General features: G+C 35.6%; 23 protein-coding genes. 5 read left to right on the top strand and 18 right to left on the bottom strand.

Annotated elements, in window-relative coordinates; all coding sequences use genetic code 11:
* Genes AC5YGB_RS02030 through AC5YGB_RS02020 form a run of 3 tightly spaced genes read right to left on the bottom strand, consistent with a single transcriptional unit; the run spans nucleotide 1 to nucleotide 2,609 of the window.
* Nucleotides 1-771, bottom strand: a complete 771-nt coding sequence (locus AC5YGB_RS02030) for a respiratory nitrate reductase subunit gamma (RefSeq protein WP_496137620.1) — start codon at nucleotides 769-771, stop codon at nucleotides 1-3.
* Nucleotides 772-829: 58 nt separating this feature from the next.
* The gene (locus tag AC5YGB_RS02025; protein ID WP_496137619.1) at nucleotides 830-1,153 is read right to left on the bottom strand and encodes a TusE/DsrC/DsvC family sulfur relay protein; all 324 of its coding nucleotides are present in this window, start codon (nucleotides 1,151-1,153) and stop codon (nucleotides 830-832) included.
* Nucleotides 1,154-1,169: 16 nt separating this feature from the next.
* Nucleotides 1,170-2,609, bottom strand: coding sequence for a glutamate synthase small subunit (locus AC5YGB_RS02020; RefSeq protein WP_496137618.1), 1,440 nt, complete (start codon nucleotides 2,607-2,609; stop codon nucleotides 1,170-1,172).
* Between the two features lie 163 nt (nucleotides 2,610-2,772).
* On the opposite strand from AC5YGB_RS02020, the gene rplS reads away from it, so the two are divergent.
* Both rplS and xerD read left to right on the top strand, forming a co-directional pair.
* Nucleotides 2,773-3,123 (top strand): 50S ribosomal protein L19, encoded by a 351-nt coding sequence (gene rplS, locus AC5YGB_RS02015; RefSeq protein ID WP_020024242.1) that lies wholly within the window; start codon nucleotides 2,773-2,775, stop codon nucleotides 3,121-3,123.
* Between the two features lie 79 nt (nucleotides 3,124-3,202).
* Entirely contained in the window at nucleotides 3,203-4,084 is an 882-nt protein-coding gene (gene xerD / locus AC5YGB_RS02010) for a site-specific tyrosine recombinase XerD (protein ID WP_496137617.1), read from the top strand.
* 8 nt (nucleotides 4,085-4,092) lie between these two features.
* Here xerD and AC5YGB_RS02005 read toward each other — a convergent pair whose 3' ends face one another.
* The 6 genes from AC5YGB_RS02005 to carA all read right to left on the bottom strand — a co-directional run bounded on the left by AC5YGB_RS02005 (nucleotide 4,093) and on the right by carA (nucleotide 11,439).
* Nucleotides 4,093-4,806, bottom strand: coding sequence for a GNAT family N-acetyltransferase (locus AC5YGB_RS02005; protein WP_496137616.1), 714 nt, complete (start codon nucleotides 4,804-4,806; stop codon nucleotides 4,093-4,095).
* 119 nt (nucleotides 4,807-4,925) lie between these two features.
* Nucleotides 4,926-5,369, bottom strand: a complete 444-nt coding sequence (locus tag AC5YGB_RS02000; RefSeq protein ID WP_496137615.1) for a GNAT family N-acetyltransferase — start codon at nucleotides 5,367-5,369, stop codon at nucleotides 4,926-4,928.
* A 6-nt stretch (nucleotides 5,370-5,375) separates the two neighbouring features.
* Nucleotides 5,376-6,500, bottom strand: a complete 1,125-nt coding sequence (locus AC5YGB_RS01995) for an aminotransferase class V-fold PLP-dependent enzyme (RefSeq protein WP_065353712.1) — start codon at nucleotides 6,498-6,500, stop codon at nucleotides 5,376-5,378.
* A gap of 95 nt (nucleotides 6,501-6,595) precedes the next feature.
* On the bottom strand, nucleotides 6,596-7,072 hold the full coding sequence (greA, locus tag AC5YGB_RS01990) for a transcription elongation factor GreA (protein ID WP_496137614.1): 477 nt from the start codon (nucleotides 7,070-7,072) through the stop codon (nucleotides 6,596-6,598).
* A 4-nt stretch (nucleotides 7,073-7,076) separates the two neighbouring features.
* Nucleotides 7,077-10,286: a carbamoyl-phosphate synthase large subunit gene (carB, locus tag AC5YGB_RS01985; protein ID WP_496137613.1), complete on the bottom strand. Its 3,210-nt coding sequence runs from the start codon at nucleotides 10,284-10,286 to the stop codon at nucleotides 7,077-7,079.
* 31 nt (nucleotides 10,287-10,317) lie between these two features.
* Nucleotides 10,318-11,439 carry a glutamine-hydrolyzing carbamoyl-phosphate synthase small subunit gene (gene carA, locus AC5YGB_RS01980; RefSeq protein WP_496137612.1) on the bottom strand — a complete coding sequence of 374 codons (1,122 nt, stop codon included), beginning with the start codon at nucleotides 11,437-11,439 and terminating at the stop codon, nucleotides 10,318-10,320.
* Between the two features lie 122 nt (nucleotides 11,440-11,561).
* Between carA and thiS the strand changes: the two genes are divergently transcribed.
* The gene (gene thiS, locus AC5YGB_RS01975; RefSeq protein WP_496137611.1) at nucleotides 11,562-11,762 is read left to right on the top strand and encodes a sulfur carrier protein ThiS; all 201 of its coding nucleotides are present in this window, start codon (nucleotides 11,562-11,564) and stop codon (nucleotides 11,760-11,762) included.
* A 16-nt stretch (nucleotides 11,763-11,778) separates the two neighbouring features.
* Here the strand turns inward: thiS and prmA are convergent, their stop codons facing one another.
* From prmA to AC5YGB_RS01945, 6 genes are read right to left on the bottom strand one after another with little or no spacing between them, the layout of a single operon-like run.
* Nucleotides 11,779-12,663 (bottom strand): 50S ribosomal protein L11 methyltransferase, encoded by an 885-nt coding sequence (prmA, locus tag AC5YGB_RS01970; RefSeq protein ID WP_496137610.1) that lies wholly within the window; start codon nucleotides 12,661-12,663, stop codon nucleotides 11,779-11,781.
* Nucleotides 12,664-12,695: 32 nt separating this feature from the next.
* Nucleotides 12,696-15,296: an alanine--tRNA ligase gene (gene alaS, locus AC5YGB_RS01965; protein WP_496137609.1), complete on the bottom strand. Its 2,601-nt coding sequence runs from the start codon at nucleotides 15,294-15,296 to the stop codon at nucleotides 12,696-12,698.
* Nucleotides 15,297-15,345: 49 nt separating this feature from the next.
* Nucleotides 15,346-15,660, bottom strand: a complete 315-nt coding sequence (locus tag AC5YGB_RS01960) for a type II toxin-antitoxin system PemK/MazF family toxin (protein ID WP_496137608.1) — start codon at nucleotides 15,658-15,660, stop codon at nucleotides 15,346-15,348.
* Nucleotides 15,660-15,866: an AbrB/MazE/SpoVT family DNA-binding domain-containing protein gene (locus tag AC5YGB_RS01955; protein WP_496137607.1), complete on the bottom strand. Its 207-nt coding sequence runs from the start codon at nucleotides 15,864-15,866 to the stop codon at nucleotides 15,660-15,662. Before AC5YGB_RS01955 ends, AC5YGB_RS01960 begins: the two co-directional genes overlap by 1 nt.
* 41 nt (nucleotides 15,867-15,907) lie before the next feature.
* Complete coding sequence (locus AC5YGB_RS01950) at nucleotides 15,908-16,522, bottom strand: L-threonylcarbamoyladenylate synthase (RefSeq protein WP_496137606.1); 615 nt, start codon at nucleotides 16,520-16,522, stop codon at nucleotides 15,908-15,910.
* Nucleotides 16,522-17,346, bottom strand: coding sequence for a PHP domain-containing protein (locus AC5YGB_RS01945; protein ID WP_496137605.1), 825 nt, complete (start codon nucleotides 17,344-17,346; stop codon nucleotides 16,522-16,524). The genes AC5YGB_RS01950 and AC5YGB_RS01945 overlap by 1 nt, the downstream gene beginning before the upstream one ends.
* Nucleotides 17,347-17,497: 151 nt before the next feature.
* On the opposite strand from AC5YGB_RS01945, the gene glmS reads away from it, so the two are divergent.
* Nucleotides 17,498-19,345 carry a glutamine--fructose-6-phosphate transaminase (isomerizing) gene (gene glmS / locus AC5YGB_RS01940; RefSeq protein WP_496137604.1) on the top strand — a complete coding sequence of 616 codons (1,848 nt, stop codon included), beginning with the start codon at nucleotides 17,498-17,500 and terminating at the stop codon, nucleotides 19,343-19,345.
* Between the two features lie 6 nt (nucleotides 19,346-19,351).
* Nucleotides 19,352-20,017 (top strand): methyltransferase domain-containing protein, encoded by a 666-nt coding sequence (locus AC5YGB_RS01935; protein ID WP_496137603.1) that lies wholly within the window; start codon nucleotides 19,352-19,354, stop codon nucleotides 20,015-20,017.
* Nucleotides 20,018-20,139: 122 nt separating this feature from the next.
* Here AC5YGB_RS01935 and AC5YGB_RS01930 read toward each other — a convergent pair whose 3' ends face one another.
* From AC5YGB_RS01930 to AC5YGB_RS01920, 3 genes are all read right to left on the bottom strand, one after another.
* A complete protein-coding gene (locus AC5YGB_RS01930; RefSeq protein WP_496137602.1) occupies nucleotides 20,140-21,939 on the bottom strand; it encodes a carbamoyltransferase C-terminal domain-containing protein in 1,800 nt (599 codons plus the stop codon).
* A gap of 3 nt (nucleotides 21,940-21,942) precedes the next feature.
* Nucleotides 21,943-22,239: a hypothetical protein gene (locus AC5YGB_RS01925; RefSeq protein WP_496137601.1), complete on the bottom strand. Its 297-nt coding sequence runs from the start codon at nucleotides 22,237-22,239 to the stop codon at nucleotides 21,943-21,945.
* Between the two features lie 107 nt (nucleotides 22,240-22,346).
* Entirely contained in the window at nucleotides 22,347-22,811 is a 465-nt protein-coding gene (locus AC5YGB_RS01920; protein WP_496137600.1) for a polysaccharide deacetylase family protein, read from the bottom strand.
* Nucleotides 22,812-22,879 lie beyond the last annotated feature (68 nt).

The raw sequence follows: 22,879 nt of genomic DNA, 5'->3' as shown, positions 1-22,879 counted from the left end.
TTATGTCTTATCATTATTGTTTTCAATATCTATTTTTGAACCTTGTTCCTTTTTTAATGCCCAATTAGATATATGTCTTTTTTTACGTGCATTATCCACCTGATTGAATGTAGGTGAAAAAAATATTCCTGGACCATGAAGGAGTTTAGAAATAGGGAAAATTGCAATGAGGCAAAAGACAGGGAATATATGGGCCATAAAAATCATTTCTTTTGGGAGTTCAGACCAATTAAAAGTAATCAAACCACTTGCAAAATTAGTTACTAATAACATGTTTGGATGATTATTACCAAAAGTCATTAACATTCCAGTAGCAGTAATAAAGATCAAAACCAAAAGCATGAGATAGTCGGAAGGAGAGGAAATATATCTGACCCTATCAACAAATAATCTTCGACTTAATAATCCAACCAAGCCAAAAAATAGCAGGTAGGACGAATATTTAAAGACCTCAGTTTTATAAAGTACCAGAGGGACCTCTCCTGGCCAAAAGTAAGGTAAATGACGAAAAAAAAGAAGGACGAGTGCAAAATGAAAACTCCATCCAAAAAGCCAAGTCCACTTGTTTGATTTGTAAAGACTTGAAAATAAAAAAATCTCTTTCAAATACCTTAAGATAACTCCAGATTTATTTAATGAGGCTGGTGCGATAGGTATCTTAAGAGGAGCTGGAGTATTCCAATACTGCACTAATTTATAAGAAACACCGACTACAAAGATGAGTGCAGAGAAATAAAAAAAGAACGTAAAAAGAATACTTATCAACGACATATGACTTTACCTCTTATTAAATTGGAGGTCATTTATTCTTAAAGCCGCCAATCTTTCCTCAAACGCAGCCAGTTGGTTTTGGTAAGCCAGCGAATCGACAACCTTGCTTTGCAGGACCATATGGAAAAAGTGAATATAGATAACGTGAATTGCCTTTATCATTTCCAAGTTTTTTTGCAATAGCTTTTGTAAGAACTCTAACAGCAGGGGCAAATTCATACTCCTTATAATAATCTTGAAGGAAATTAATGACCTCCCAGTGCTCTGGTGAGAGCTCTATACCATCCTCTTCAGACATAGCATTTGCTATCTCACGCGTCCAGTCACTTACATTAAGCAAGTAACCCTCTTCATCAACTTCAACACCCAATATTTCAGCCATACCTACGATCGAACCTTTAAGAATTTAAAAGAAAACTATTGACACTATTTGCGACACCACGACCTTCATTAATTGCCCATACAACGAGTGATTGACCTCTTCGACAATCTCCAGCAGAAAAAACGCCTTTTCTTGAAGTACTGAACTCACCATGCTCAGACTGGTAGTTGCCTCTCTCGTCTAGCTCAATATTAGCATCGTCACTCAGATAGTGCTCTGGGGATAGGAATCCCATGGATAAAAGCACCAACTCAGCATCCCAGGTTTTCTCAGTACCATCGATTTCAGTTAATTTTCCATCTACAAAATCAACATTAATTGTTTTGATTCCCTTAACATCACCATTACTATCTTTTAAAAATGCTTTTGTTAGAAGCTGGTATCGCCTTGGATCATTCCCAAATACTTTATTAGACTCCTCATGACCATAATCCACACGGAAAATCACTGGCCATTCTGGCCATGGATTTGTATCTGAACGATGCTCTGGGGGCTGACTCATTAACTCAAAATTTATAATCGATTTAGCGCCTTGTCTGAGTGACGTGCCAATACAATCTGTTCCAGTATCACCGCCGCCAATGACAATAACATTCTTTCCTTTTGCTGAAAGTTGGCTTTCGTCAGCAATGCCATTGTCAAGAAGACTTTTAGTATTTGAAGTTAGATAATCCATTGCTGGATAAATCCCTTTGGCATTTCTGTTTTCAGCTGGAAGATCTCTTGCCTTTGTGGCTCCAGTTGTAAAAACGACCGCATCAAAATTATTTTGCAGCTCATCTGTTGAAATATCTTTACCAACGTCAGTATTAGTCATAAACTCAACACCCTCTTGCATTAATAAATCAACACGTCGATCAACAACATCCTTACCCAATTTCATATTTGGGATACCGTACATCAAAAGACCACCAATACGATCACTTCGTTCATAGACCATAACAGAATGCCCCATTTGATTAAGCTCATCAGCGGCTGCGAGACCAGCAGGTCCAGAACCAACCACGGCAACTTTTTTATCTGTTCTTGATTCAATAAGTTTAGGTTTAATCCAGCCCTCTTCAAAACCCTTGTCAACAATAGCTAACTCAATATTTTTAATTGTAACAGCTGGGTTATTAAGACCTAGTACACATGAACCCTCACATGGAGCTGGACAAACCCTCCCAGTAAACTCAGGGAAGTTATTAGTTTTTTCAAGACGCTCTAAAGCCTCTTGCCATTCATTGTTGTAAACGAGATCATTCCACTCAGGTATTAAATTATCTATTGGGCAGCCAGTTGAGGACTGACAAAAAGGGACGCCACAATCCATACACCTTGAGCCTTGCTCTTGGAGTTGATCTAAGTTGTGATTGCCAGAAAAAATCTCATCATAATCATTGATGCGGATATCCACTTCACGATATGACTCAACCTGCCTGTCTAACTCTAAAAAACCTGTTGCTTTTCCCATTGATTGCTTTTATTTTTATTCATTGAGATTATCTCATATTATGGTTAAAACATTTAAAAAATAAAATCAATAAGATCTATTTAAAAGCTCTTTGCTTCTTGTGTAAGAAAGAAAAAATATGTATAATTAGCGCTTTTTTCAGAAACCCCAAATAGGTGCAATCGTGAATTTAATTGATCAAATTGAAAGTGAGCAACTTAGATCTGATATCCCTGAGTTTTTTCCAGGTGATACAGTTGTTGTTCAGGTAAAGGTTCGTGAAGGGACTCGCGAAAGATTACAGGCCTTTGAGGGCGTCGTCATCGCAAAGAAAAATAGAGGGTTAAATTCTGCATTTACTGTACGAAAAATTTCACATGGTGAAGGCGTAGAGAGAGTTTTTCAAACACACTCATCAATGATTGACAGCGTTTCAGTCAAGCGAAGTGGTAAAGTTCGTCAAGCAAAACTCTATTATTTACGTGGACTTACAGGTAAGGCTGCTAGAATTAAAGAGAAACTCAAAAAGAAATAATTCATTGAATAGATAAATGCCAGTTTTTACTGGCATTTTTTTTATCCAATCTTTAAATTCTTAAGTAGAATGATTGTTAATGAACAATAATCTCATTGATCAATTTATCGATTATTACTGGCTAACTAGTGGTGCTAGTAAAAATACATTAAGTGCTTATCGCTCTGATCTTAAGATTTTTAATAAATGGCTTAATCAAAAACCATTCACCAGTGTTGATAAAAAATTAGTGCATGACTATTTCTCTTATAGGAAAAAGTCAAATCTTAGTGCTGCGTCTCGGTCTCGAATTCTTACCTGCCTTCACTCATTTTTTCAGTACTTGTTAAACAATCAAAAGATGTCTAATGATCCAACTGAACAAATGGATTATCCTAAGTTGGAAAAAAAACTACCTATTTTTTTAAACATACAAGAAGTTGAAAAATTAATAGAATCTCCTAATACAAATTCTATATATGGCCAAAGGGATCGTGCAATGCTTGAGCTTCTTTATTCCTGTGGATTAAGAGTTTCAGAGTTAATCAGCTTGAGTTATCATAATTTAAATCTCAAAGAGGAGTTTGTCCGTGTCCATGGAAAAGGAAACAAAGAAAGAATGCTGCCATTAGGAGAGGTGGCTATTGATTTTCTTGACCAATATGAAAGGAATTCAAGAGCTTTACTTTTGAAAAATGGTCAATGTGATAGCTATTTTTTATCTAATCGGGGTAGCGCGATGTCAAGACAAAATTTCTTTTATATCATCAAAGGCTACGCTGCAACGGCAGGCATCAATAAACCAATATCACCGCACTCTTTAAGGCATGCATTTGCAACTCACCTTGTTCAGAAGGGAGCTGATTTACGTTCAGTTCAATTAATGCTCGGTCATAGCGACATTTCAAGCACTCAACTCTACACTCACATTCAGAATGCGCAACTAAAAATGCAGCATCAAAAACACCACCCTAGAGGGTAGACCACCATTTAGGATAGATCTAAGTTGTCCAGCTTATAGAGTAATGGCTTTGTTAGAGACCTTAAAGATAAATTTGGTTTGTCATTCTCATCAAAATTGCTTTCAGATAAAAATTGAGTAAAACATTTTTCAATACTGTTCCACTCTTTATCAATCATTGCGAACCATGCCGTATCTCTATTCCTCCCTTTAACAATAGCCATCTGCCTGAAGACTCCTTCATATGAGAAACCCAATCTTTGAGCTGCGGCACGAGATCTTAAATTAAGCGAATTACACTTCCATTCATAACGCCTATAACCATTTTCAAATGCCCACTTCATCATTAAGTACATTGCTTCTGTAGCTTCTGTCGTTTTTTGTAATAGTGGAGAGTAATTAATATGTCCAACTTCAATTGACCCAGCGTCCTGATTAACTCTCAAATAGCTCGCAATACCTATGGCTTTTTTTAGTTTTTTGCTCACAATAGCAAAAAATACTGGGTCACTGCCTTCTTCAAAAGATTTTATCCAGCTTGCATATTCTAATTCACTTTTAAAGGGTCCATACGGCAGATAAGTCCAATTATCTCCTTCAATATCTATTGAGTTGGATAGAAAAAGCTCCTCTGCAAATTGATTGGCAACTAATGGTTTCAAGGTCACCATATTCCCTTCAATTGTTATACCTTTGGGATGAGATGGCTCTGAATAATGATCAATTATTTCACCAAGTTTCATAAATAATCTCTAGATTTTATAAAAATGATTGTAAATAAGATTAGTTATAGTCAAAGATTAAATATGGAGCCAAAGGAATACAATTGATGTGCCAACAGGTTAATCTAATAATTGAAAAGTTATTGGGTATGCATCTGATAAGTAACAAAATCAATTGTTTCGGAAATTTGATCATACACGGCTCTTGCTCTTTGATTATCACTGGCAGTTATCCATCTCACATAAGGCCATCCATTCTTTTGAGCTTGCAACTTTAAATCTTTAAATAACAATTGAACTGCCCCAGAGCCTCTAAAATCAGGACGAACAAACAGGTCGTCCAAGAACCCAACAAGTTTGCCTCTTAAGGGTGATGGCATTTCTCTAAAATGCATAAAGCCAATCAATTCTTCTTGTTCTGACTTAACACCTATCGCATAAAATTTAATATCAGGGTTAAAGATCCAATCCCAAACTGTATCAAGAATATCACTATTCATTGGCATTTTATAAAAGTTAGCATAGCCATGATATAGTTTGCTCCAATCCTCTTTATCAGTTCTGATTAAAGACTCAACTTTCATAAGTATTTATAAATTGTTAAAAGCATCTTCGAGCTTTTGAACTGCGGCATCGACATTTTTTAACTTATCAAGTCCAAACAGCCCTAAACGAAAAGTTTGATAATCTTCACCTTCATCGCACTGAAGCGGAACACCTGCAGCAATTTGAATTCCCATATCTTTGAATTTTGAACCATTATGAATTGCTTGGTCTTTGGTGTAACTAACTACGACCCCAGGGGCATGAAACCCCTCTGCCGCAACACTAATAAAGTGATGTTTATTGAGTAACTCCCTTACCCTATCACCTAGCTCTTGTTGCTTGTCTCGAGCCCTATCAAATCCAAACTCAGCTGTTTCATTTATAGTATCTCGGAAGTGTTTAATGGCATCTGTAGGCATAGTTGCATGATAAGCATGGCCCCCATTTTCATAGGTCTGCATAATTTGAAGCCACTTTAGAAGGTCACAAGAAAAACTTGTACTCTGGGTATTGTGTATCTTCTTAGAAGCATTCTTGGAAAGCATTACCATTCCAAATGCCGGGGATGCGCTCCACCCCTTTTGAGGTGCACTAACTAGAACATCAACCCCACATTTTTCCATATCAATCCAAATAGCACCGGAAGCAATGCAGTCAAGGACAAACATACCGCCAACTGAATGGACCGCGTCTGAAACTGATTTAATATAGTCATTAGGCAGAATAATACCAGCTGAAGTTTCAACATGTGGTGCAAAGACCATTGCTGGTTTTTCTGTTTTAATTTTTTCAATGACGAGGTCAACATCTAGTGGAGAAAATGGCTCTTGGGGCCCATCAATCTCTCGAGATGCTTTTAAAACAGTTAATTTAGAGGGTATATTTCCCATCTCAAGAATTTGAGACCAGCGATAACTGAACCATCCATTTCGAAGCACAAGGCAATTTTTGTCAGTAGCAAATTGACGCGCTACAGCCTCCATGCCATAGGTGCCACCGCCAGGAACTAGGACTACTGACTCAGCGTTGTATACTTTTTTTAGAGAGGATGAAACATCATTCATCGCCTTCTGAAAAGAAGCTGACATGTGATTAAGTGATCTATCAGTGTAGACCACTGAGTATTCTAAGAGTCCATCTGGATCTATGTTAGGAAGTAAGCCAGGCATTATAAAATTCCCTAAATTTAAAAATTACAATTCTACACAGAATTGAAAAATTAAAATAAAAAAAATTAAAAAGCTAGCGTCTAATCAAAGCAGGACTAGATGTACTGGACCTCAAGAATTTCATAAAGAATATCACCCTTGGGGGCTTTTACGGTTACTTCATCACCCTCCTCATTGCCCATCAAGGCTCTTGCAATTGGAGAATGACATGAAATTTTACCCTGCGCGATATCTGCTTCATCCTCACCCACAATTTGATAGCTAGTTTCTGTATCATCAGAGAGATTTAAAAGGCTGATTGTTGTTCCAAAAACGCAGCGACCGTCTTGGTTAAGTTGCCTAACATCAATAATTTGTAAGCGAGATAATTTTGATTCAATCTCCTGAATTCTGCCTTCAACAAAACCCTGCTCTTCTTTTGCAGCATGATATTCAGCATTTTCTTTAAGGTCGCCATGCTCTCTCGCTGTTGCAATATCACTTACTATTCTGGGGCGCTCCTCATCCTTAAGTCTAAGTAACTCACGCTCTAGAGACTTTGCTCCATTAATGGTTATTGGTATAGCTTCCATATTCTTATTGATGAATAGATTGTAAAGATCTCACAACCAATTTATCTTGAGTCATCAATCCATCAAGCATTGCAAAGGCTGCTGCAACTGTTGTCGTAAAAGGAATCTTATGAATTAATGCTTGACAACGAATCACAGTCGCATCTTCAAGACCTTGAGAATCATCAGTTGAATTAATAATCAAGCTAATCTCTTCATTTTTGATCGCATCTACAATATGCGGTGAACCTTCAGACACTTTGTTAACCATTGTACATTCAAGGCCAGCTTGTTTGAGTATTTCTTGGTTTGTTCGAGTTGCAACTATCTCAAAGCCTTGGTCGATCAGTCTGTTTCCTAGCTCAACGAGCCTACCTCTATCTAGAGTTCTTAAACTTACAAGCACCTTTCCACTCGTTGGAACTACGTCGCCCGCAGCAAGTAGTGCTTTATCAAAAGCTGCAGGGAAATCCTTGCCAACACCCATTACTTCTCCAGTAGATCGCATCTCAGGCCCTAAAAATGGATCAACTCCTAAGAACTTATTAAATGGGAGAACAGACTCTTTAACTGAATAATGCTTTGGAATGATTTCAGAGGTAAAGTTTTGTTCTTTAAGTGATGTTCCCGCCATAACTCTTGCGGCAATATTGGCTAAAGGAATGCCAGTTGCTTTGGAAACAAAAGGGACAGTTCTTGAAGCCCTTGGGTTTACCTCAATCACATAAATTTCTTCATCTTGATAGGCAAGCTGGGTATTCATTAACCCAATAACTTTTAATTCTTTGGCCATCAGTTTGACTTGTCGCCGCATTTCATCAAGAACAGAAGTAGGCAAAGAGTGAGGTGGAAGTGAGCATGCAGAATCACCTGAATGAATTCCAGCCTGCTCGATGTGCTCCATAATTCCACCAATAACTATATCCTTGCCATCACTAATGACATCTATATCAACCTCAATAGCATGATCTAAAAATGAATCTAATAGTACAGGAGCATCATTGGAGACCTTTACAGCAGTCTTCATGTACCCTTCAAGACTTTCATTATCATAGACAATTTCCATCGCACGGCCGCCTAAAACATATGAAGGCCTGACCACCAAAGGAAAGCCAATTGAATTTGCAATTTCTACCGCTTCATCTTGTGATCTTGCTGTGTCGTTAACTGGTTGCTTTAGTTTAAGTTTTTGTATCATTTTTTGGAAGCGCTCTCTATCCTCAGCAAGGTCTATAGAGTCTGGACTTGTTCCAATAATATTAGCACCACTTTTTTCAAGAGCTTCTGCAAGTTTAAGAGGTGTCTGCCCCCCGTAATGAACAATAATGCCCTCTGGCTTTTCAATTTCAATAACTGCTAGAACATCTTCGAGTGTGAGTGGCTCAAAATAAAGCCTATCTGAGACATCATAATCAGTAGAAACAGTTTCTGGATTACAGTTAACCATGATGGTCTCATATCCATCTTTTTGAAGCGCTAAAGATGCGTGAACGCAACAGTAATCAAACTCAATTCCTTGCCCGATTCTATTAGGCCCACCCCCCAAGATCATAATTTTATTATTGTCAGTTGGATTTGATTCACACTCAGATTGGTAGGTAGAATATAGATAAGCAGTCTGCGTATCAAATTCAGCAGCGCAGCTATCAACCCTTTTAAAAACTGGTTTAATATTGCATGATAGTCTTTTATTTCTAAATTCTGCTTCTGAGCATTTGAGGATTTCTGAGAGTCTTTTATCTGAAAAACCCTTCTGCTTAAGTTCACGAATTGTTTCAGACTTTATGCTTTTTAAATCTTGTCCTTTAATTGAATTTTCTGAAAGGACAAGGTCTTCAACTTGCGCTAAGAACCAAGGATCAATCTTAGAGAGATCGAATGCGTTTTGTAAACTCATGCCCATTCTAAATGCATCAGCTAAATAAAATATTCTTTCAGCACCAGCAGAAAGAAGCTCACTTCTTATTTTTGATTTTGAATCATCGATTGAAATATCTACAATTGGATCCAGACCAGATTTATCAGTTTCAAGACCTCTGAGTGCTTTTTGGAGTGACTCTTGGAATGTAGAGCCCATTGCCATTACTTCACCAACCGATTTCATTTGAGTGGTTAGTCGGTCATCAGCCTGTGGAAATTTCTCAAATGCGAACCTTGGAATTTTTGTTACAACATAGTCAATAGATGGCTCGAATGACGCAGGTGTCTTTCCACCTGTAATGTCGTTATCTAATTCATCAAGCGTATAGCCAACTGCCAACTTAGCAGCTACTTTCGCAATCGGAAAGCCAGTCGCTTTAGATGCTAAAGCAGATGATCGAGAAACTCTTGGGTTCATTTCAATGATGGTAAGTCTGCCATTATCAGGATTAACAGCAAACTGAACATTTGAACCACCTGTGTCGACACCAATTTCTCTAAGAACCATCAAAGAAGCATTTCGCATGACTTGGTACTCTTTGTCAGTAAGAGTTTGTGCAGGAGCTACCGTTATTGAGTCTCCCGTATGAATCCCCATTGGATCAAAATTTTCAATAGAACAAATAATGATGCAGTTATCTTTATTATCTCTAACGACCTCCATTTCAAATTCTTTCCAGCCCAAAATAGACTCTTCAATTAATAACTCATTGGTTGGAGATAAATCAAGACCTCGCAGACATATTTCTACAAATTGCTCCTTATTGTAAGCAATACCTCCGCCAGAGCCACCCATTGTAAATGAGGGGCGAATGATTGTTGGAAAGCCTACCTGCTCCTGGACTTTTAGAGCATCTTCAAGTGTGTGAGCTATCGCAGCTTTAGGCATATCGAGCCCAATTTTGAGCATGGCTTGGCGAAATAGTTCCCTATCCTCAGCCTTGTCAATTGCCTCCTTGTTTGCGCCAATCATCTCAACATTGTGTTTTTCTAAAACGCCATGACGATCAAGATCAAGAGCGCAGTTAAGAGCAGTTTGGCCACCCATGGTTGGAAGAAGAGCATCTGGTCTTTCTTTTTCAATAATTTTTTCTACAGTTTTCCACTCGATAGGCTCAATGTAGGTTGCATCTGCCATTTTTGGATCTGTCATGATAGTTGCAGGATTTGAATTAACCAATATCACCCTATATCCCTCTTCTCTAAGAGCTTTGCATGCTTGTGCACCAGAATAATCAAATTCGCATGCTTGGCCAATGACAATCGGTCCAGCACCAATAATTAAAATACTTTTAATGTCTTGTCTTTTAGGCATTTCTAATCAGAATAATATGTAGTATTTAATTTCATGTCGACATCATCCCTATAAATTCATCAAACAAGTAACTGACGTCGTGTGGTCCAGGTGACGCTTCAGGATGCCCCTGAAAACTATAGGCAGGCTTATCTTTGATTCTGATGCCTTGAATACTCTTATCAAAAAGAGACCTGTGACTAATTTCAACATTATCAGGCATATTCTGATCAGAGACTGCAAAGCCATGATTTTGAGATGTAATCATAACTCTTTGAGAATTAAGGTCTTGCACTGGATGATTTGCACCATGATGCCCAAACTTCATTTTTTCTGTTTTTGCACCACAGGCTAATGATAAAAGCTGATGTCCCAAACAGATACCAAATATTGGTATTCCTTTATCTAATAATGTTTTAATATTACTAATAGCATAACCACATGGCTCAGGATCTCCAGGGCCATTAGAGAGAAAAACACCATCAGGATTATTATAGAGCACCTCTTCTAGAGGCGTTTGAGCGTTGTAAACGGTTAGCTCACAGCCCCGATCAACAAGCATTCTTAGAATATTTTTCTTGACTCCATAATCATAGACTGCCACTTTAAATTTGGATACACTCTTGTTAAATGCGGCATTTTCGATATCAAATGAACCCTGATTAAAGCTATAAGTTTTAGATGTTGAAACAACTCTAGCTAAGTCCATATTTTTGAGACCAGGAAATTCTTTAGCCTTTTGAACTGCTGCGTTTGAATCAATAGAATCATCAGCCATAATACATCCTTTAAGCGCTCCATTAATTCGTAAATGTCTAGTAAGCGCCCGAGTATCTATATTAGCAATAGCAACAATATTATTAGTAGAAAGATAGTTATCAAGGCTCATTTCAGAGCGCCAATTACTATAAGCCAAAGGAAGATCTCTTATAATTAAACCGGAAGCATAAACATTTGAGGATTCTTGGTCGACAATATTAATTCCAGTATTACCAATATGAGGATAGGTCAGAGCTACGATTTGCTGAGAGTAGGAAGGATCCGTGAGTATTTCTTGGTAGCCTGTCATTGCTGTATTAAAAACAACTTCACCAACAGTTTGGCCAATAGAACCGATTGATTTTCCCCAAAAAACTGTACCATCTTCGAGTGCTAATATGGCAGTTTGAGGCAAAACTTTACTCCTGTTGAAGGATAAAAAACTTGAGAAATTTTACCATGTGTTTGTAGAGAATTTATCTTGAATTTAAGAATCCAATGTTATAATCTCTTTAGTATTATTAACTCAGCACTTCTGTGAAAATTATTGTCAATGGTGAGGAACTTTCTCTACCTCAGAATTCAAATATAGATGACCTTATCAATCAATTAGGTTTTCAAAATAAAAGAATTGCAGTTGAGATCAATGAGTCAATTATTCCTAAATCAAAGCATTCTTCATTTTTTATAGAGGCTAAAGACCGGATTGAGATTATTGATGCAGTTGGTGGTGGCTAAAAACATCATAAAACTCTTAAGAAGATTTTCTAGTTGCTGAAATTCTATACCAATCATCTTTATTAGCAAGCTTAATGTCAGTGAAATTTTTAGAATAGCAATTAACCACATCTTCAACCTGCTCTTTTATGATTCCAGAGAGAAGAATGGTTCCATTTAATTTTAAAAATCCTGAAAAAAGAGGCTCTAATTCAATAATTGGATTTGCAAGTATATTTGCTATCAGTAAATCACACCGAGATGAATTATCTTGGTCCATTGAATGAATGGTATTAATGACTTTATCGCAATAATTTTTATTGACATTCTCATTACTCGCAATGACAGCCTGAGGGTCATTATCAATAGCTAAAACGCTTTTAGCTTTTAGCTTTGCAGCTGCTATTGCCAGAATTCCAGTTCCACAACCAAAATCAATGACATCAAGGTTTAAAGGTGGGTTTTCATCTAAGTATTCTAAACATAGACTTGTGGTTTGATGCGTTCCAGTTCCAAAAGCTAGACCTGGATCCATCTCAATTACAATGGCTCCAGTTGATAGCTCGGGTTTTATATTCCATGAAGGGCATACCCATAGCTTTTTTCCAAACTGCATTGCTGGAAAGTTTTTTTGACACTCTTTCTCCCAAACCTTATCTTTAAGACTGGAGGCATCTGAAATATTAATATCACAGATTTCTAGGATAGTCTTCTCTACATAGTCCTTACTCACCTCAGATGAAAACAAAGCTGTTACTGTAACCTTTTCCCATAAAGGCGTTGTTCCAACTGGAGGCTCATAGATATCATTTCCTTGCGCATCTGTGAATGAAATCGATAGACTGCCAAGACCCATAAGCACTTCTGATATCAAATCTACTTCAGATTTTTGAACTTCAAAAGATATTTGTTGCCAGTCCATTAACTAAGTCCTAGCACTTTACTTTTTCTTTTTTATTCAATTAATTCCTTAACGGACTCTAGCGCTTGGGCAAGTTTTTCTACATCAGTTCCACCACCTTGCGCCATATCTGCCCTTCCACCACCTTTGCCTCCAATTTGAGATGCGACATGATTTAGAATATTTCCCGCTTGGTATTTATCGGTGAGATTTTTTGTGACAGCTGAGACAAGAGAAACTTTGTTGTTCGATACAACAGCTAAAACGACTATCGCAGAAACCAGCTTGTCTTTCAATTTATCAGCTAATTCTCTCAAGTCTTTTGACGAGACGCCTGAGAGTTCAGTCACAAGGAGTTTGACCCCATTAACATCAATAGCATTCGTTATTAAGGTATCACTTTGATCGCTAGCTAATTGCTTTTGAAAAATAGAGATTTGTTTCTCAAGGCTTTTTTGATTGGTGATAAGCTGTTTTACTTTGTCAATAACTGCAGCGGAATTTGATTTTGTAAGATTAGCAATCGTGTTAATGTTTTCTTCATTATTTTTATCCAGTTGATAAGCCTCTAAGCCAGTAACAGCTTCAATCCTTCTAACTCCAGAAGCTATTCCACTCTCAGAAGTGATTTTGAATCTACCAATATCACCTAACCTCTTAACATGTGTTCCACCGCATAGCTCAACTGAAAAGGCATCATCACCCATTGATAGAACTCTGACTTCTTCTCCATATTTTTCACCGAAAAGTGCCATAGCCCCCATTTTCTTTGCAGTTTTAATATCAGTTAGCTCAGTATTGACTTCTGTATTACCTAGAATTTGCTCATTCACTATAGCCTCGACTTGATCTAAGCCTGGCTGTAAGATTGGTTCAGCGTGAGAGAAATCAAATCTTAATTTATCTGACTCAACTAGAGATCCTTTTTGCTTCACCTGATCACCCAGAACCTGCCTTAAAGCCTCATGAAGAAGGTGGGTTGCTGAATGATTGCGCATAATATTCTTTCTTCTATTTGTGTCTATTGCTACATCCACCTTATCACCAAGCTTAATGGATCCAGAATCAAGAATGCCATAGTGCTCATAAGCATTGGAGGCTTGTTTTTGAGTATCTGTCACATTGAATAGACAGCCTTTATTGGATAAAGTGCCATAATCTCCACACTGGCCCCCAGCTTCTCCATAAAAACTACTTTTATCTAGAATTAAAATTGCTTGTTCGCCCTGATTTAACTCTTTTATAGATTGACTTTCTTTAATGATCGCTTTAACAATCGCAGTATTTTCAAAGTGCTCATAACCTAAAAATTCAGTTGGATCTTCAATTATTACATTTGATTTTTTGGACTCAAAATCTCCAGCATTTCTCGCACGATCTCTTTGTTGATTCATTTGTGAATCAAAGCCGGCCATATCAATCTTCAATCCTCTCTCCCTTGCAACGTCCGCTGTAAGGTCAACTGGAAAGCCATATGTATCATAGAGCTTAAAGGCTATGTCTCCACTAATCTCATCGCCAGAGATGGCTTCAATTGCACTTTCAAGAATCGCCATGCCCGTATCAAGAGTCTGAATAAATCGCTCCTCTTCTTTTTGCAGTGATTGCTCTACTAATTCTTTACTCGATAAAAGTTCTGGATATGCTTTTTGATTTTGATCTGATAAAACGGATACTAATTTATAGAAAAAGGTTTCACTAACTCCTAACTTGTGCCCATGACGAATCGCTCTTCTAATAATTCGCCTTAGTACGTAACCTCTTCCCTCATTAGATGGCATTATGCCATCAACAATCATAAACGCTGTAGACCTAATATGATCTGCAATAACTCGAACTGAAGCATGGTTCTGCTTAATCTTTTCTTCTTTTGGAATTAACGCAACAACAGCGCTTGTCAACTCTTTAAAGCTATCAATATCGTAGTTATTATTTTCGTGCTGAATAACGGCTGCCAATCTCTCAAGACCCATGCCAGTATCAACGCCAGTAGACTTAAGAGGGACCAAAGTGCCGTCAGCCTGACGATCGAATTGCATAAAAACTAGATTCCATATCTCAATGAATCTGTCTCCATCCTCTTCAGGGGTGCCTGGTGGTCCGCCTTCAATATGATCTCCATGATCATAAAAAACCTCACTGCAAGGCCCACAAGGCCCTGTATCACCCATTTGCCAAAAATTATCTTTTGCACCACATCGTGAAATCCTATTAATAGGAAAGCCAATTTCATTAACCCATATGTCTGCAGCCTCATCGTCGTCTTCAAAAACACTTACCCAGAGTTTTTCTTTTGGAAGACCCAATTCAACAGTTAAAAACTCCCAACAAAATCGAATTGCTTCACTTTTAAAATAATCACCGAAACTAAAGTTACCTAACATCTCAAAAAATGTATGGTGCCTTGCGGTATATCCTACGTTATCTAAATCATTATGTTTTCCACCAGCTCTGACACACCTTTGGCAAGAAACTGCTCTATCAAAAGGTTTTTTTGCAGCACCAGTAAAAAAATCCTTAAAAGGAACCATTCCTGCGTTTACAAAGAGCAAAGTGTTGTCATTGTGAGGAACTAAAGAAGCGCTTTGCTGAATTGAATGTCCATGACTCTCAAAGTAAGTTAAAAATTTCTGACGAATTTCAGCAGTCTTCATTTTGAAATTGATTTACATATAAATGAGATGATTATACTCACAGGGCTAGTTAGTAAGCAAAAAACTCTTGAAGGCAATCACAAAGATTCACTTCAACCTCAGATTCAAGTTCGCCTAATTTTTTTATAAAGCAATGCTTTTCAACTGCCCTAATTTGGTCTGTCATTATGAAGCCCTTTGCACCTTCAAAATTACAAGGAACTCGACTAGGAATTTCTTCGTATGATGTTGTCATTGGAGCTACCAAAAGACTTGTTAAATTGTTGAGTTCATTAGGAGTCACAATAGCACAAAGACCCAAATTATCAACAACGCGACCATACTCAGGATTCTTCATAACAAGCCAGACCTCAAAACGCTTCATTAGCTTTTACTCCATTCCCATTTTGCAGTTAGCTCGTGTTTATTTTTATTATCCCAACCTATTCTTACTTTTTTTTCAGGTGTTATCAGCAAACCACTATCCAATACAACAAATTCAAGCTCTTTATCTTCTAGCTTTGCAAGAGATATGATTGGCTTAGGAACTCTGATACCCTGAGAGTTCCCAATTTTTATGATTTTTGCCATAATGTAATTATATTGTAATTACATTTTAAAAACAAGTAGTATCAATTTACAAATTCGAGACTTCCTGCCCCTTCTCTTAGAACAACTATATCGTTCTCTGAAATATCTATGACTGTCGTTGGTTCCGGTGGGCAGTGACCTGAATCAATAATAAGATCAATTGAATTATTTAGAACTGTCTTAACATCATTACCATGGTAGAACTCATAACCCTTCATAATTAATGAAACACTCATCATTGGCTCCATCAAATCCTCCAATATTGATTGCACAATTTCATTACTTGAAACCCTCACACCGATTGTTTTTCTATTACCATTCAGTAAACGATTAGGTATATCTTTTGTTCCCTCAAGAATAAAAGTGTATGCACCTGGTAATATTTTTTTTAATAATCTAAATCCTGAGTTATTTAATTTTGCATACTCTCCAACATGTGACAAATCTTTAAGCATTAATGTAAAGTGATGGTGTCTTTTTAATTGTCTAATTTTTATAATTCTATCCATCGCGTTCTTATTGCCTAATGAACAACCTAAAGCATAACCAGAGTCTGTTGGATAAGCAATTACAGCACCACTTTTTAAAGTTTCAGTTACTTTTGCAATAAGCCTTGACTGTGGGTTCTCAGGATGAATATCAAGGAATAAGGCCACTATATGTGCCTCCAAACAGCTCTTTTAGGATTAGGTAGCTCAATCAAATTTCCTATTTGAACTCTTTGATTGGGCCATCCATGGAAATCTGAGCCACATGATGCTAGTAAATCATGTTCTTCTGACCACCGACTTCCAAGAGTTATTTCTTCACTAGAGCTATTCGCATTAACAACTTCAAAACCATCTCCAGATGCTTCTTTAAAGTCCCTAATCAAATTTTTTATTTTAGTGTGTGTCATTCGATAACGAAACGGATGCGCAATAAAGGCTTTACCACCAGCTGATTGTATCCAATTGATAACTTCAACAAAGTCTTTCCACTCTACCCTTACACCTCCAGGCTTTTTACCAGTCAGATAACGTCTGAAAACTGACTTCATATCTTTACAATAACCTTCTTGAATTAACATTTGTGCAAAATGGGTTCGCGTAAGCATATGACCCCCACTTATAATTTGAGCTTTTTCTAATGCATCCCTAATTCCAGAACGCCACAAACTGAGAGCTATTTTTTCTGCTCTAATTTTTCTCAACTCTTTATTATGCTCCAGACCAGCTTGAAGAATATCATTATTAACATCAACACCTAAACCAACTATATGGATAGCCATATTTCTCCAAAACGCAGAAATCTCTACACCATCGATGAGATTTAAACCTAATTTATCAGCTTCTAACTTCGCTTCAGCTATACCATCTGTTGTATCATGATCGGTCAAGGAAAATAAATCACACCCTGCTTTAGTTGCTAAGCTAACTAACTCACTAGGAGAGAGCAACCCATCGGAATAGTATGAATGATTGTGTAGATCGGCTTTCATTATGTGCTTCATTATAAGCTAAAAGTCAAAACAACCTTAAATTGGTAAATTAACTAAAGTCATTTAGTTAATAAAAAATACTTTTTAACATTAGGATAGATTTCATTTTTAACTATAATTAAATTATCTTCTTAATTTTAGAATATTTTTTATGTGTGGGATTGTAGGTGGAGTTACAAATTCAAATATTATCCCACTCCTTTTAGAGGGTTTAAATCGACTAGAGTACAGAGGCTATGACTCTTCAGGACTAATTGTTTTATCTAAGGAAAACACTTTTGATAGAGCAAGGTCCGTTGGAAAAGTTAAAAATCTTGAAAAAAACTTAAATGACAGGATTAACAAGATAACAGGAAGCATCGGTATTGCACATACAAGATGGGCAACCCATGGTGAGCCATCGAGTATTAATGCCCATCCTCATATTTCTAAGAACTCAATCAGTGTAGTTCATAATGGAATTATTGAAAATTATGCTGCATTAAAAAGTGATCAAAAAAAGCTTGGTTATGAGTTTAAATCAGAAACAGATACTGAAGTTATAGCTCATGCAATTGACTATTCGCTAAAAACAAGCAAAACTTTAATTGAATCTGTTCAAAAAGTAGTTAAATCCTTGCAAGGCTCTTATGGGCTTGGCATTATGTCATCAAAATTCCCAAACCAAATTATTGCCACAAGAAAAGGTTCACCTTTAGTTCTAGGAATCAGTCCAAATGGAAACTATATTGCATCAGATCAAATGGCGTTATTATCAAAAACCAAAAAATTTATTTTTCTTGAAGAAGGTGATATTGCTGAAATTAAAATAGACAAGGTTACTATTTTTGATCTAAATGGAATCAAAGTTACACGTCCAGCGTTAAATTCAAATATTAAAGCGGGTCAAGTTGATAAGGGTATTTATGATCATTTCATGCAAAAAGAAATCTTTGAGCAGCCACAAGCAATTAGAGACACCTTAGAATCTCGAATTACAAATAATTCTGTTATTACATCCTCATTTGGATATAAAGCTGATGAGATTTTTAAAAATATCAAACAAATTCAAATTGTTGCTTGTGGTACCAGCTATAACGCAGGTCTTGTAGCAAAATATTGGATAGAGGATATTGCTAAAATCCCATGTAATGTTGAAGTAGCCAGCGAGTATCGTTATCGTCGGCCTATTCTTTTAGATCGAACACTTTTTGTCACTTTATCACAAAGTGGTGAAACAGCTGACACATTAGAGGCACTTAAGGCAGCAAAAAAAATAAACAATTCAATGAAATCTCTTTGCATAAGCAATTCACCAGAATCTAGCCTTACAAGACTATCAGATTTAACCTTTTTAACCCATGCTGGACCTGAAATTGGTGTTGCAAGCACAAAAGCTTTCACCACCCAATTAGTCTCTCTTGCATTAATGCTTTGTTCCATTGGTAAATTACAAAATACCATAAATAGAAAACAAGAAAAAGAAATTGTTGATGGCTTAAAAAAATTGCCCGGACTTATCAATAAAGCCCTTCTTCAGGAAAATCAGATTAAGCAATTAGCTAAACGCTTTATAGATAAAAATAGCGCTTTATTTTTAGGAAGAGGAACAATGCATGCTATTGCGATGGAAGGCGCACTAAAATTAAAAGAAATTAGCTATATTCATGCTGAAGCATACCCTGCAGGAGAGCTTAAACATGGGCCAATTGCCTTAATTGATATAAATATGCCAGTAATAGCAATTGCTCCTAATGATGAACTTTTAGGGAAATTGAAGTCTAATATACAAGAAGTGAAGTCTAGGGGTTCTCAAATGATAGTGTTCGAGGATGAAAACTCAATGGTTAAACCTATGGAAGCGATGGAAGTCATTCAAATTACGTCAAATCTTGGAAGAATTACAGCGCCTATTATTTTCACAATACCACTCCAATTACTTAGTTATCATGTTGCTTTGACAAGGAGAACAGATGTTGATAAACCAAGAAATCTTGCCAAATCTGTTACCGTGGAGTAAATATATATGAAAAAAGTTGAAAAAAGTTTAATACAGTCTTTTTATGAGAGGCATCATTTAACTGGAAAAAGATTACAACAAAGTTTTTTGGAAAAAGAAAGGGGCGCATTATTTTCTAAATGGATTGGTAAAAATAAAAAAGTCCTTGATTTAGGAGGAAGAGACGGAACTTTAACAAGGTATTACTGTAATGAAAATAATGTAATTATTGGTGATATCGATAAAAAAGCACTTTCTTATGCTAAAGATAATTATGATGTCGAAACACAAATAATAAATTTAAATGAAGTCCTTCCATTTCCTGATAATAGTTTTGACTATGTTGTTATGGCAGAAGTTTTAGAACATTTGCCCTACCCAATGATTACTCTAGAGGAAATTAGCCGAGTTCTAAAAAAAGATGGCCAATTTATTGGAAATCTTCCTTTGGCATATCATCTAAAAGATCGTATTCAAATACTTAGAGGCAGAAAATTATTGATTTCTGGAGATCCAACCCATTTGCAATTTCTATCTTATCAAGATGTCAAAAAATTATTATCATTTTTTTTTACAATAAAAGAAATAGTGGTACTTAAAGGTGGAAAAAAGAAGTCAGCAATGTTTCCAAAACTCTTTGCACGTAATATTGCATTTGTTTGCTCATTAAATTTATCTACAAAAGAAATATAAAAACTATCCATCATTTTAAAGTAGGCCTGGATGTTTATTAAATAAGGGGAGATTATTAAAGATTTAGAAGAAATATTTACATTTAACAGTAGAGTTTCTTTTGAGTTATAATTTAATTCCTATTATTTTGCCAAGTTATTTTTTTTCCATTGAGAATCACAAATATAATTTCCAATTACAAGAAGATCAACGCCGCTTTTTAAAAATGTTTGAATGGCATCAGCAGGACTTCTTACAATAGGCTCCTGAATGTTAAATGATGTATTAAGTAATACTGGTATACCAGTTTTTTCACCAAATTTTTTTAATAAATTATAGTACATAGGATTACTTTCATATGACACAGTATGTACTCGTGCTGTCCCATCAATATGGGTTATTGCAGGTATTAATTTTTTCTTTTTCTCATGAACGTTTGCAACTATATTCATATATGGACTTTCCTGCTTAATATCAAAATACTTTTCACACTCCTCTTTAATTATGGATGGTGCAAAAGGTCTAAATAATTCACGTTTTTTTATCTTAGTATTTATCTCATCTCTTATATTGTCATTTCGTGGATCAGCAAGAAAGGATCTTGATCCCAAAGCTCTCGGCCCAAACTCAAATCTTCCATTAAACCAAGCAACTATATTTTTATTTATTAATGCTTGTGAAGTGTAATCAATTAAATCAGAATCATTTAATTTTTTTGGAGCACTAACTTTTAAGAAATCAAAAGCTTGTTTAATTTCGTCATTAGTATAATTGTATCCAAGATATGGTGAATTAACATTTTCAAAGTTTGAAAAATCAAAAATGTTATCATTATTATAATAATAAGCTAAAACAGCTCCTATACAACACCCAGCATCATGAGGGGCTGGTGGCAGTGAAATTTTATCAAATAACTTTGAATTTAAGATTTTTCCATTTGCAGATACATTTAAAGCACAGCCACCAGATAAAACTAAATTGTCTATTTGTGGATACTTTTGTTTTGCCCAATTAACCATATGCAATTGCGCTTCTTCAAAAGCTGCTTGAACACTTGACGCTAGATTAATATGATTTTCTGAAGGCTCTTCACCTTTTTGTCTAGGATATCCAATTAATTTAATAAGTTTTTTATCAAAGTTTCCATATAAAGCTCCATGATAATCACATAATTTTGTATTAAAGAAGTAACTACCATCTTCTTTAAGTATTAGGATTTGATCAAGAATTACATCTTTATAAACTGGCCTTCCATGAGGAGCTAAGCCCATCATTTTATACTCCCCTTCAAGCATTCTAAAACCTAAGTAGCCTGTAAAAAAACTATAGAAGTGGCCAAGTGAATTTGGCCATTTTATTTTTTTAAGGTCTATTAGTTTATTGTTTAAGTTAACACTTAATACAGTTGAGTTTGACTCACCACCCCCATCGTAAGATAGAAGTATAGAATTTTGCCAATTTTGTATAGAAGCAGCATAAGTTTGGTGAGTTAAATGATGATCAAGAAAATAAAATTTTCCTTGAAAATTTCCAATCTCTCTTTTTATAATTTTATTTATAAAAAATAAGTCTAACCAACTCCCCCTATCCTCCGGATAGGTATAGTTATTATTATTTATAAATAAGGAAAAAATTCTATAGAAAGTAAATCTGATTGAAGTTAACACTTTAATAGAAAGAATTATTTTTTTTAACACAGCTGTTAGTCTTGTTGAGATTTTAAATGGCTTCCAATAGACACAAACAGCACTAACATCTTGAATTGAAATATCAGCAATATCAAGACATTGCTTTATAGACTGAATTGGAAATCCACCATCATTTTTAAGCCTCGTAATTCTTTCCTCTTCAATTGCAGCAATCAGCTCTTTGCCTTTAAAGATACATGCCGCACTAGTGCCCATAGTAGACAAGCCTAAAATATATTTATTATTATTTTTCATAACCTAAATAGTATTAATTTTTCCAGCAATTTCATAATCAGAAAATATTCTCTCTAATTTTTTAATTACAGATTTATTTCCAACTATATGCCACTGTGATTGGCGAAATACCCAATAGAGTTTATGAAAGAAAGACAGTCCATTCATTTGTTTCCAAGACACATAAAAAGACTTGTCTGATACAAACTCATAAGGATGGAGATATATCTGAGCAACTTTATTTTTATGTAGATTTTTAGAAATCACCTTTAATGCAAAGTTAATATGAAATAATTTTAAGTATGACCCACCAGATCGCATATATGGAAAACCATAATATGGCTTTTCAGCAACAACCGGAATAAATTTAAAATCATTAGAATTAATTGATTTTTTTAAGATTTTTATTTTTGATTCTTCGTTAATATTTAATGAAGAATCATATTAAAATATTTACAGATTATCTTAAAATGCCCTAAATCTGTTACTTTGATTGAAAAATTTGGAGCTCTGAATCCAGTAACTTTATTAGATGAACATTTTTCAAGTTCACTAATAGCAAATCTAATATTTCTCTCAAATTCCTCTAGGTTTTCATTTCTAACAGAATCATGATGATAATAATGGCAAGCAATCTCGTGACCATCAGTACTAATTTTTTTAATTAAATCAGGACATTTAGTAGCTAGAATTCCAGTACAAAAAAATGTAATTTTTGCACCATTAAGTTTTGTCTCTAAAAAATTGTTTATTATTTCATATGAGCGCCAAAGAGCATTTTCATTAATCTTATTATCTTTAGTTAACCCTAAACCTCTTTTGAAATCATGCGAAAAATCCTCAAAATCGATACTCAAATAAATCTTATCATTTCCAGTAGTTTTAATATGCATTTTTCTATTATTGTTATTTTTTTAAGTGCTTATTTGGCCTTGATATATCAAGATTTAGAAGTAAGTTA

The organism is Candidatus Pseudothioglobus sp. uisw_142, from assembly GCF_059512465.1.
The sequence above is the reverse complement of the archived record's forward strand: the minus strand, read 5'-3'. Positions and strand labels throughout refer to the sequence as shown.

Bases quoted from the DNA above. Each gene is read 5' to 3' on its own strand.
- AC5YGB_RS02030 (WP_496137620.1), bottom strand. From the start codon at position 771: ATGTCGTTGATAAGTATTCTTTTTACGTTCTTTTTTTATTTCTCTGCA.
- AC5YGB_RS02025 (WP_496137619.1), bottom strand. From the start codon at position 1,153: ATGGCTGAAATATTGGGTGTTGAAGTTGATGAAGAGGGTTACTTGCTT.
- AC5YGB_RS02020 (WP_496137618.1), bottom strand. From the start codon at position 2,609: ATGGGAAAAGCAACAGGTTTTTTAGAGTTAGACAGGCAGGTTGAGTCA.
- xerD (WP_496137617.1), top strand. From the start codon at position 3,203: ATGAACAATAATCTCATTGATCAATTTATCGATTATTACTGGCTAACT.
- AC5YGB_RS02005 (WP_496137616.1), bottom strand. From the start codon at position 4,806: ATGAAACTTGGTGAAATAATTGATCATTATTCAGAGCCATCTCATCCC.
- AC5YGB_RS02000 (WP_496137615.1), bottom strand. From the start codon at position 5,369: ATGAAAGTTGAGTCTTTAATCAGAACTGATAAAGAGGATTGGAGCAAA.
- AC5YGB_RS01995 (WP_065353712.1), bottom strand. From the start codon at position 6,500: ATGCCTGGCTTACTTCCTAACATAGATCCAGATGGACTCTTAGAATAC.
- greA (WP_496137614.1), bottom strand. From the start codon at position 7,072: ATGGAAGCTATACCAATAACCATTAATGGAGCAAAGTCTCTAGAGCGT.
- carB (WP_496137613.1), bottom strand. From the start codon at position 10,286: ATGCCTAAAAGACAAGACATTAAAAGTATTTTAATTATTGGTGCTGGA.
- prmA (WP_496137610.1), bottom strand. From the start codon at position 12,663: ATGGACTGGCAACAAATATCTTTTGAAGTTCAAAAATCTGAAGTAGAT.
- alaS (WP_496137609.1), bottom strand. From the start codon at position 15,296: ATGAAGACTGCTGAAATTCGTCAGAAATTTTTAACTTACTTTGAGAGT.
- AC5YGB_RS01960 (WP_496137608.1), bottom strand. From the start codon at position 15,660: ATGAAGCGTTTTGAGGTCTGGCTTGTTATGAAGAATCCTGAGTATGGT.
- AC5YGB_RS01955 (WP_496137607.1), bottom strand. From the start codon at position 15,866: ATGGCAAAAATCATAAAAATTGGGAACTCTCAGGGTATCAGAGTTCCT.
- AC5YGB_RS01945 (WP_496137605.1), bottom strand. From the start codon at position 17,346: ATGAAAGCCGATCTACACAATCATTCATACTATTCCGATGGGTTGCTC.
- glmS (WP_496137604.1), top strand. From the start codon at position 17,498: ATGTGTGGGATTGTAGGTGGAGTTACAAATTCAAATATTATCCCACTC.
- AC5YGB_RS01935 (WP_496137603.1), top strand. From the start codon at position 19,352: ATGAAAAAAGTTGAAAAAAGTTTAATACAGTCTTTTTATGAGAGGCAT.
- AC5YGB_RS01930 (WP_496137602.1), bottom strand. From the start codon at position 21,939: ATGAAAAATAATAATAAATATATTTTAGGCTTGTCTACTATGGGCACT.
- AC5YGB_RS01925 (WP_496137601.1), bottom strand. From the start codon at position 22,239: ATGCGATCTGGTGGGTCATACTTAAAATTATTTCATATTAACTTTGCA.
- AC5YGB_RS01920 (WP_496137600.1), bottom strand. From the start codon at position 22,811: ATGCATATTAAAACTACTGGAAATGATAAGATTTATTTGAGTATCGAT.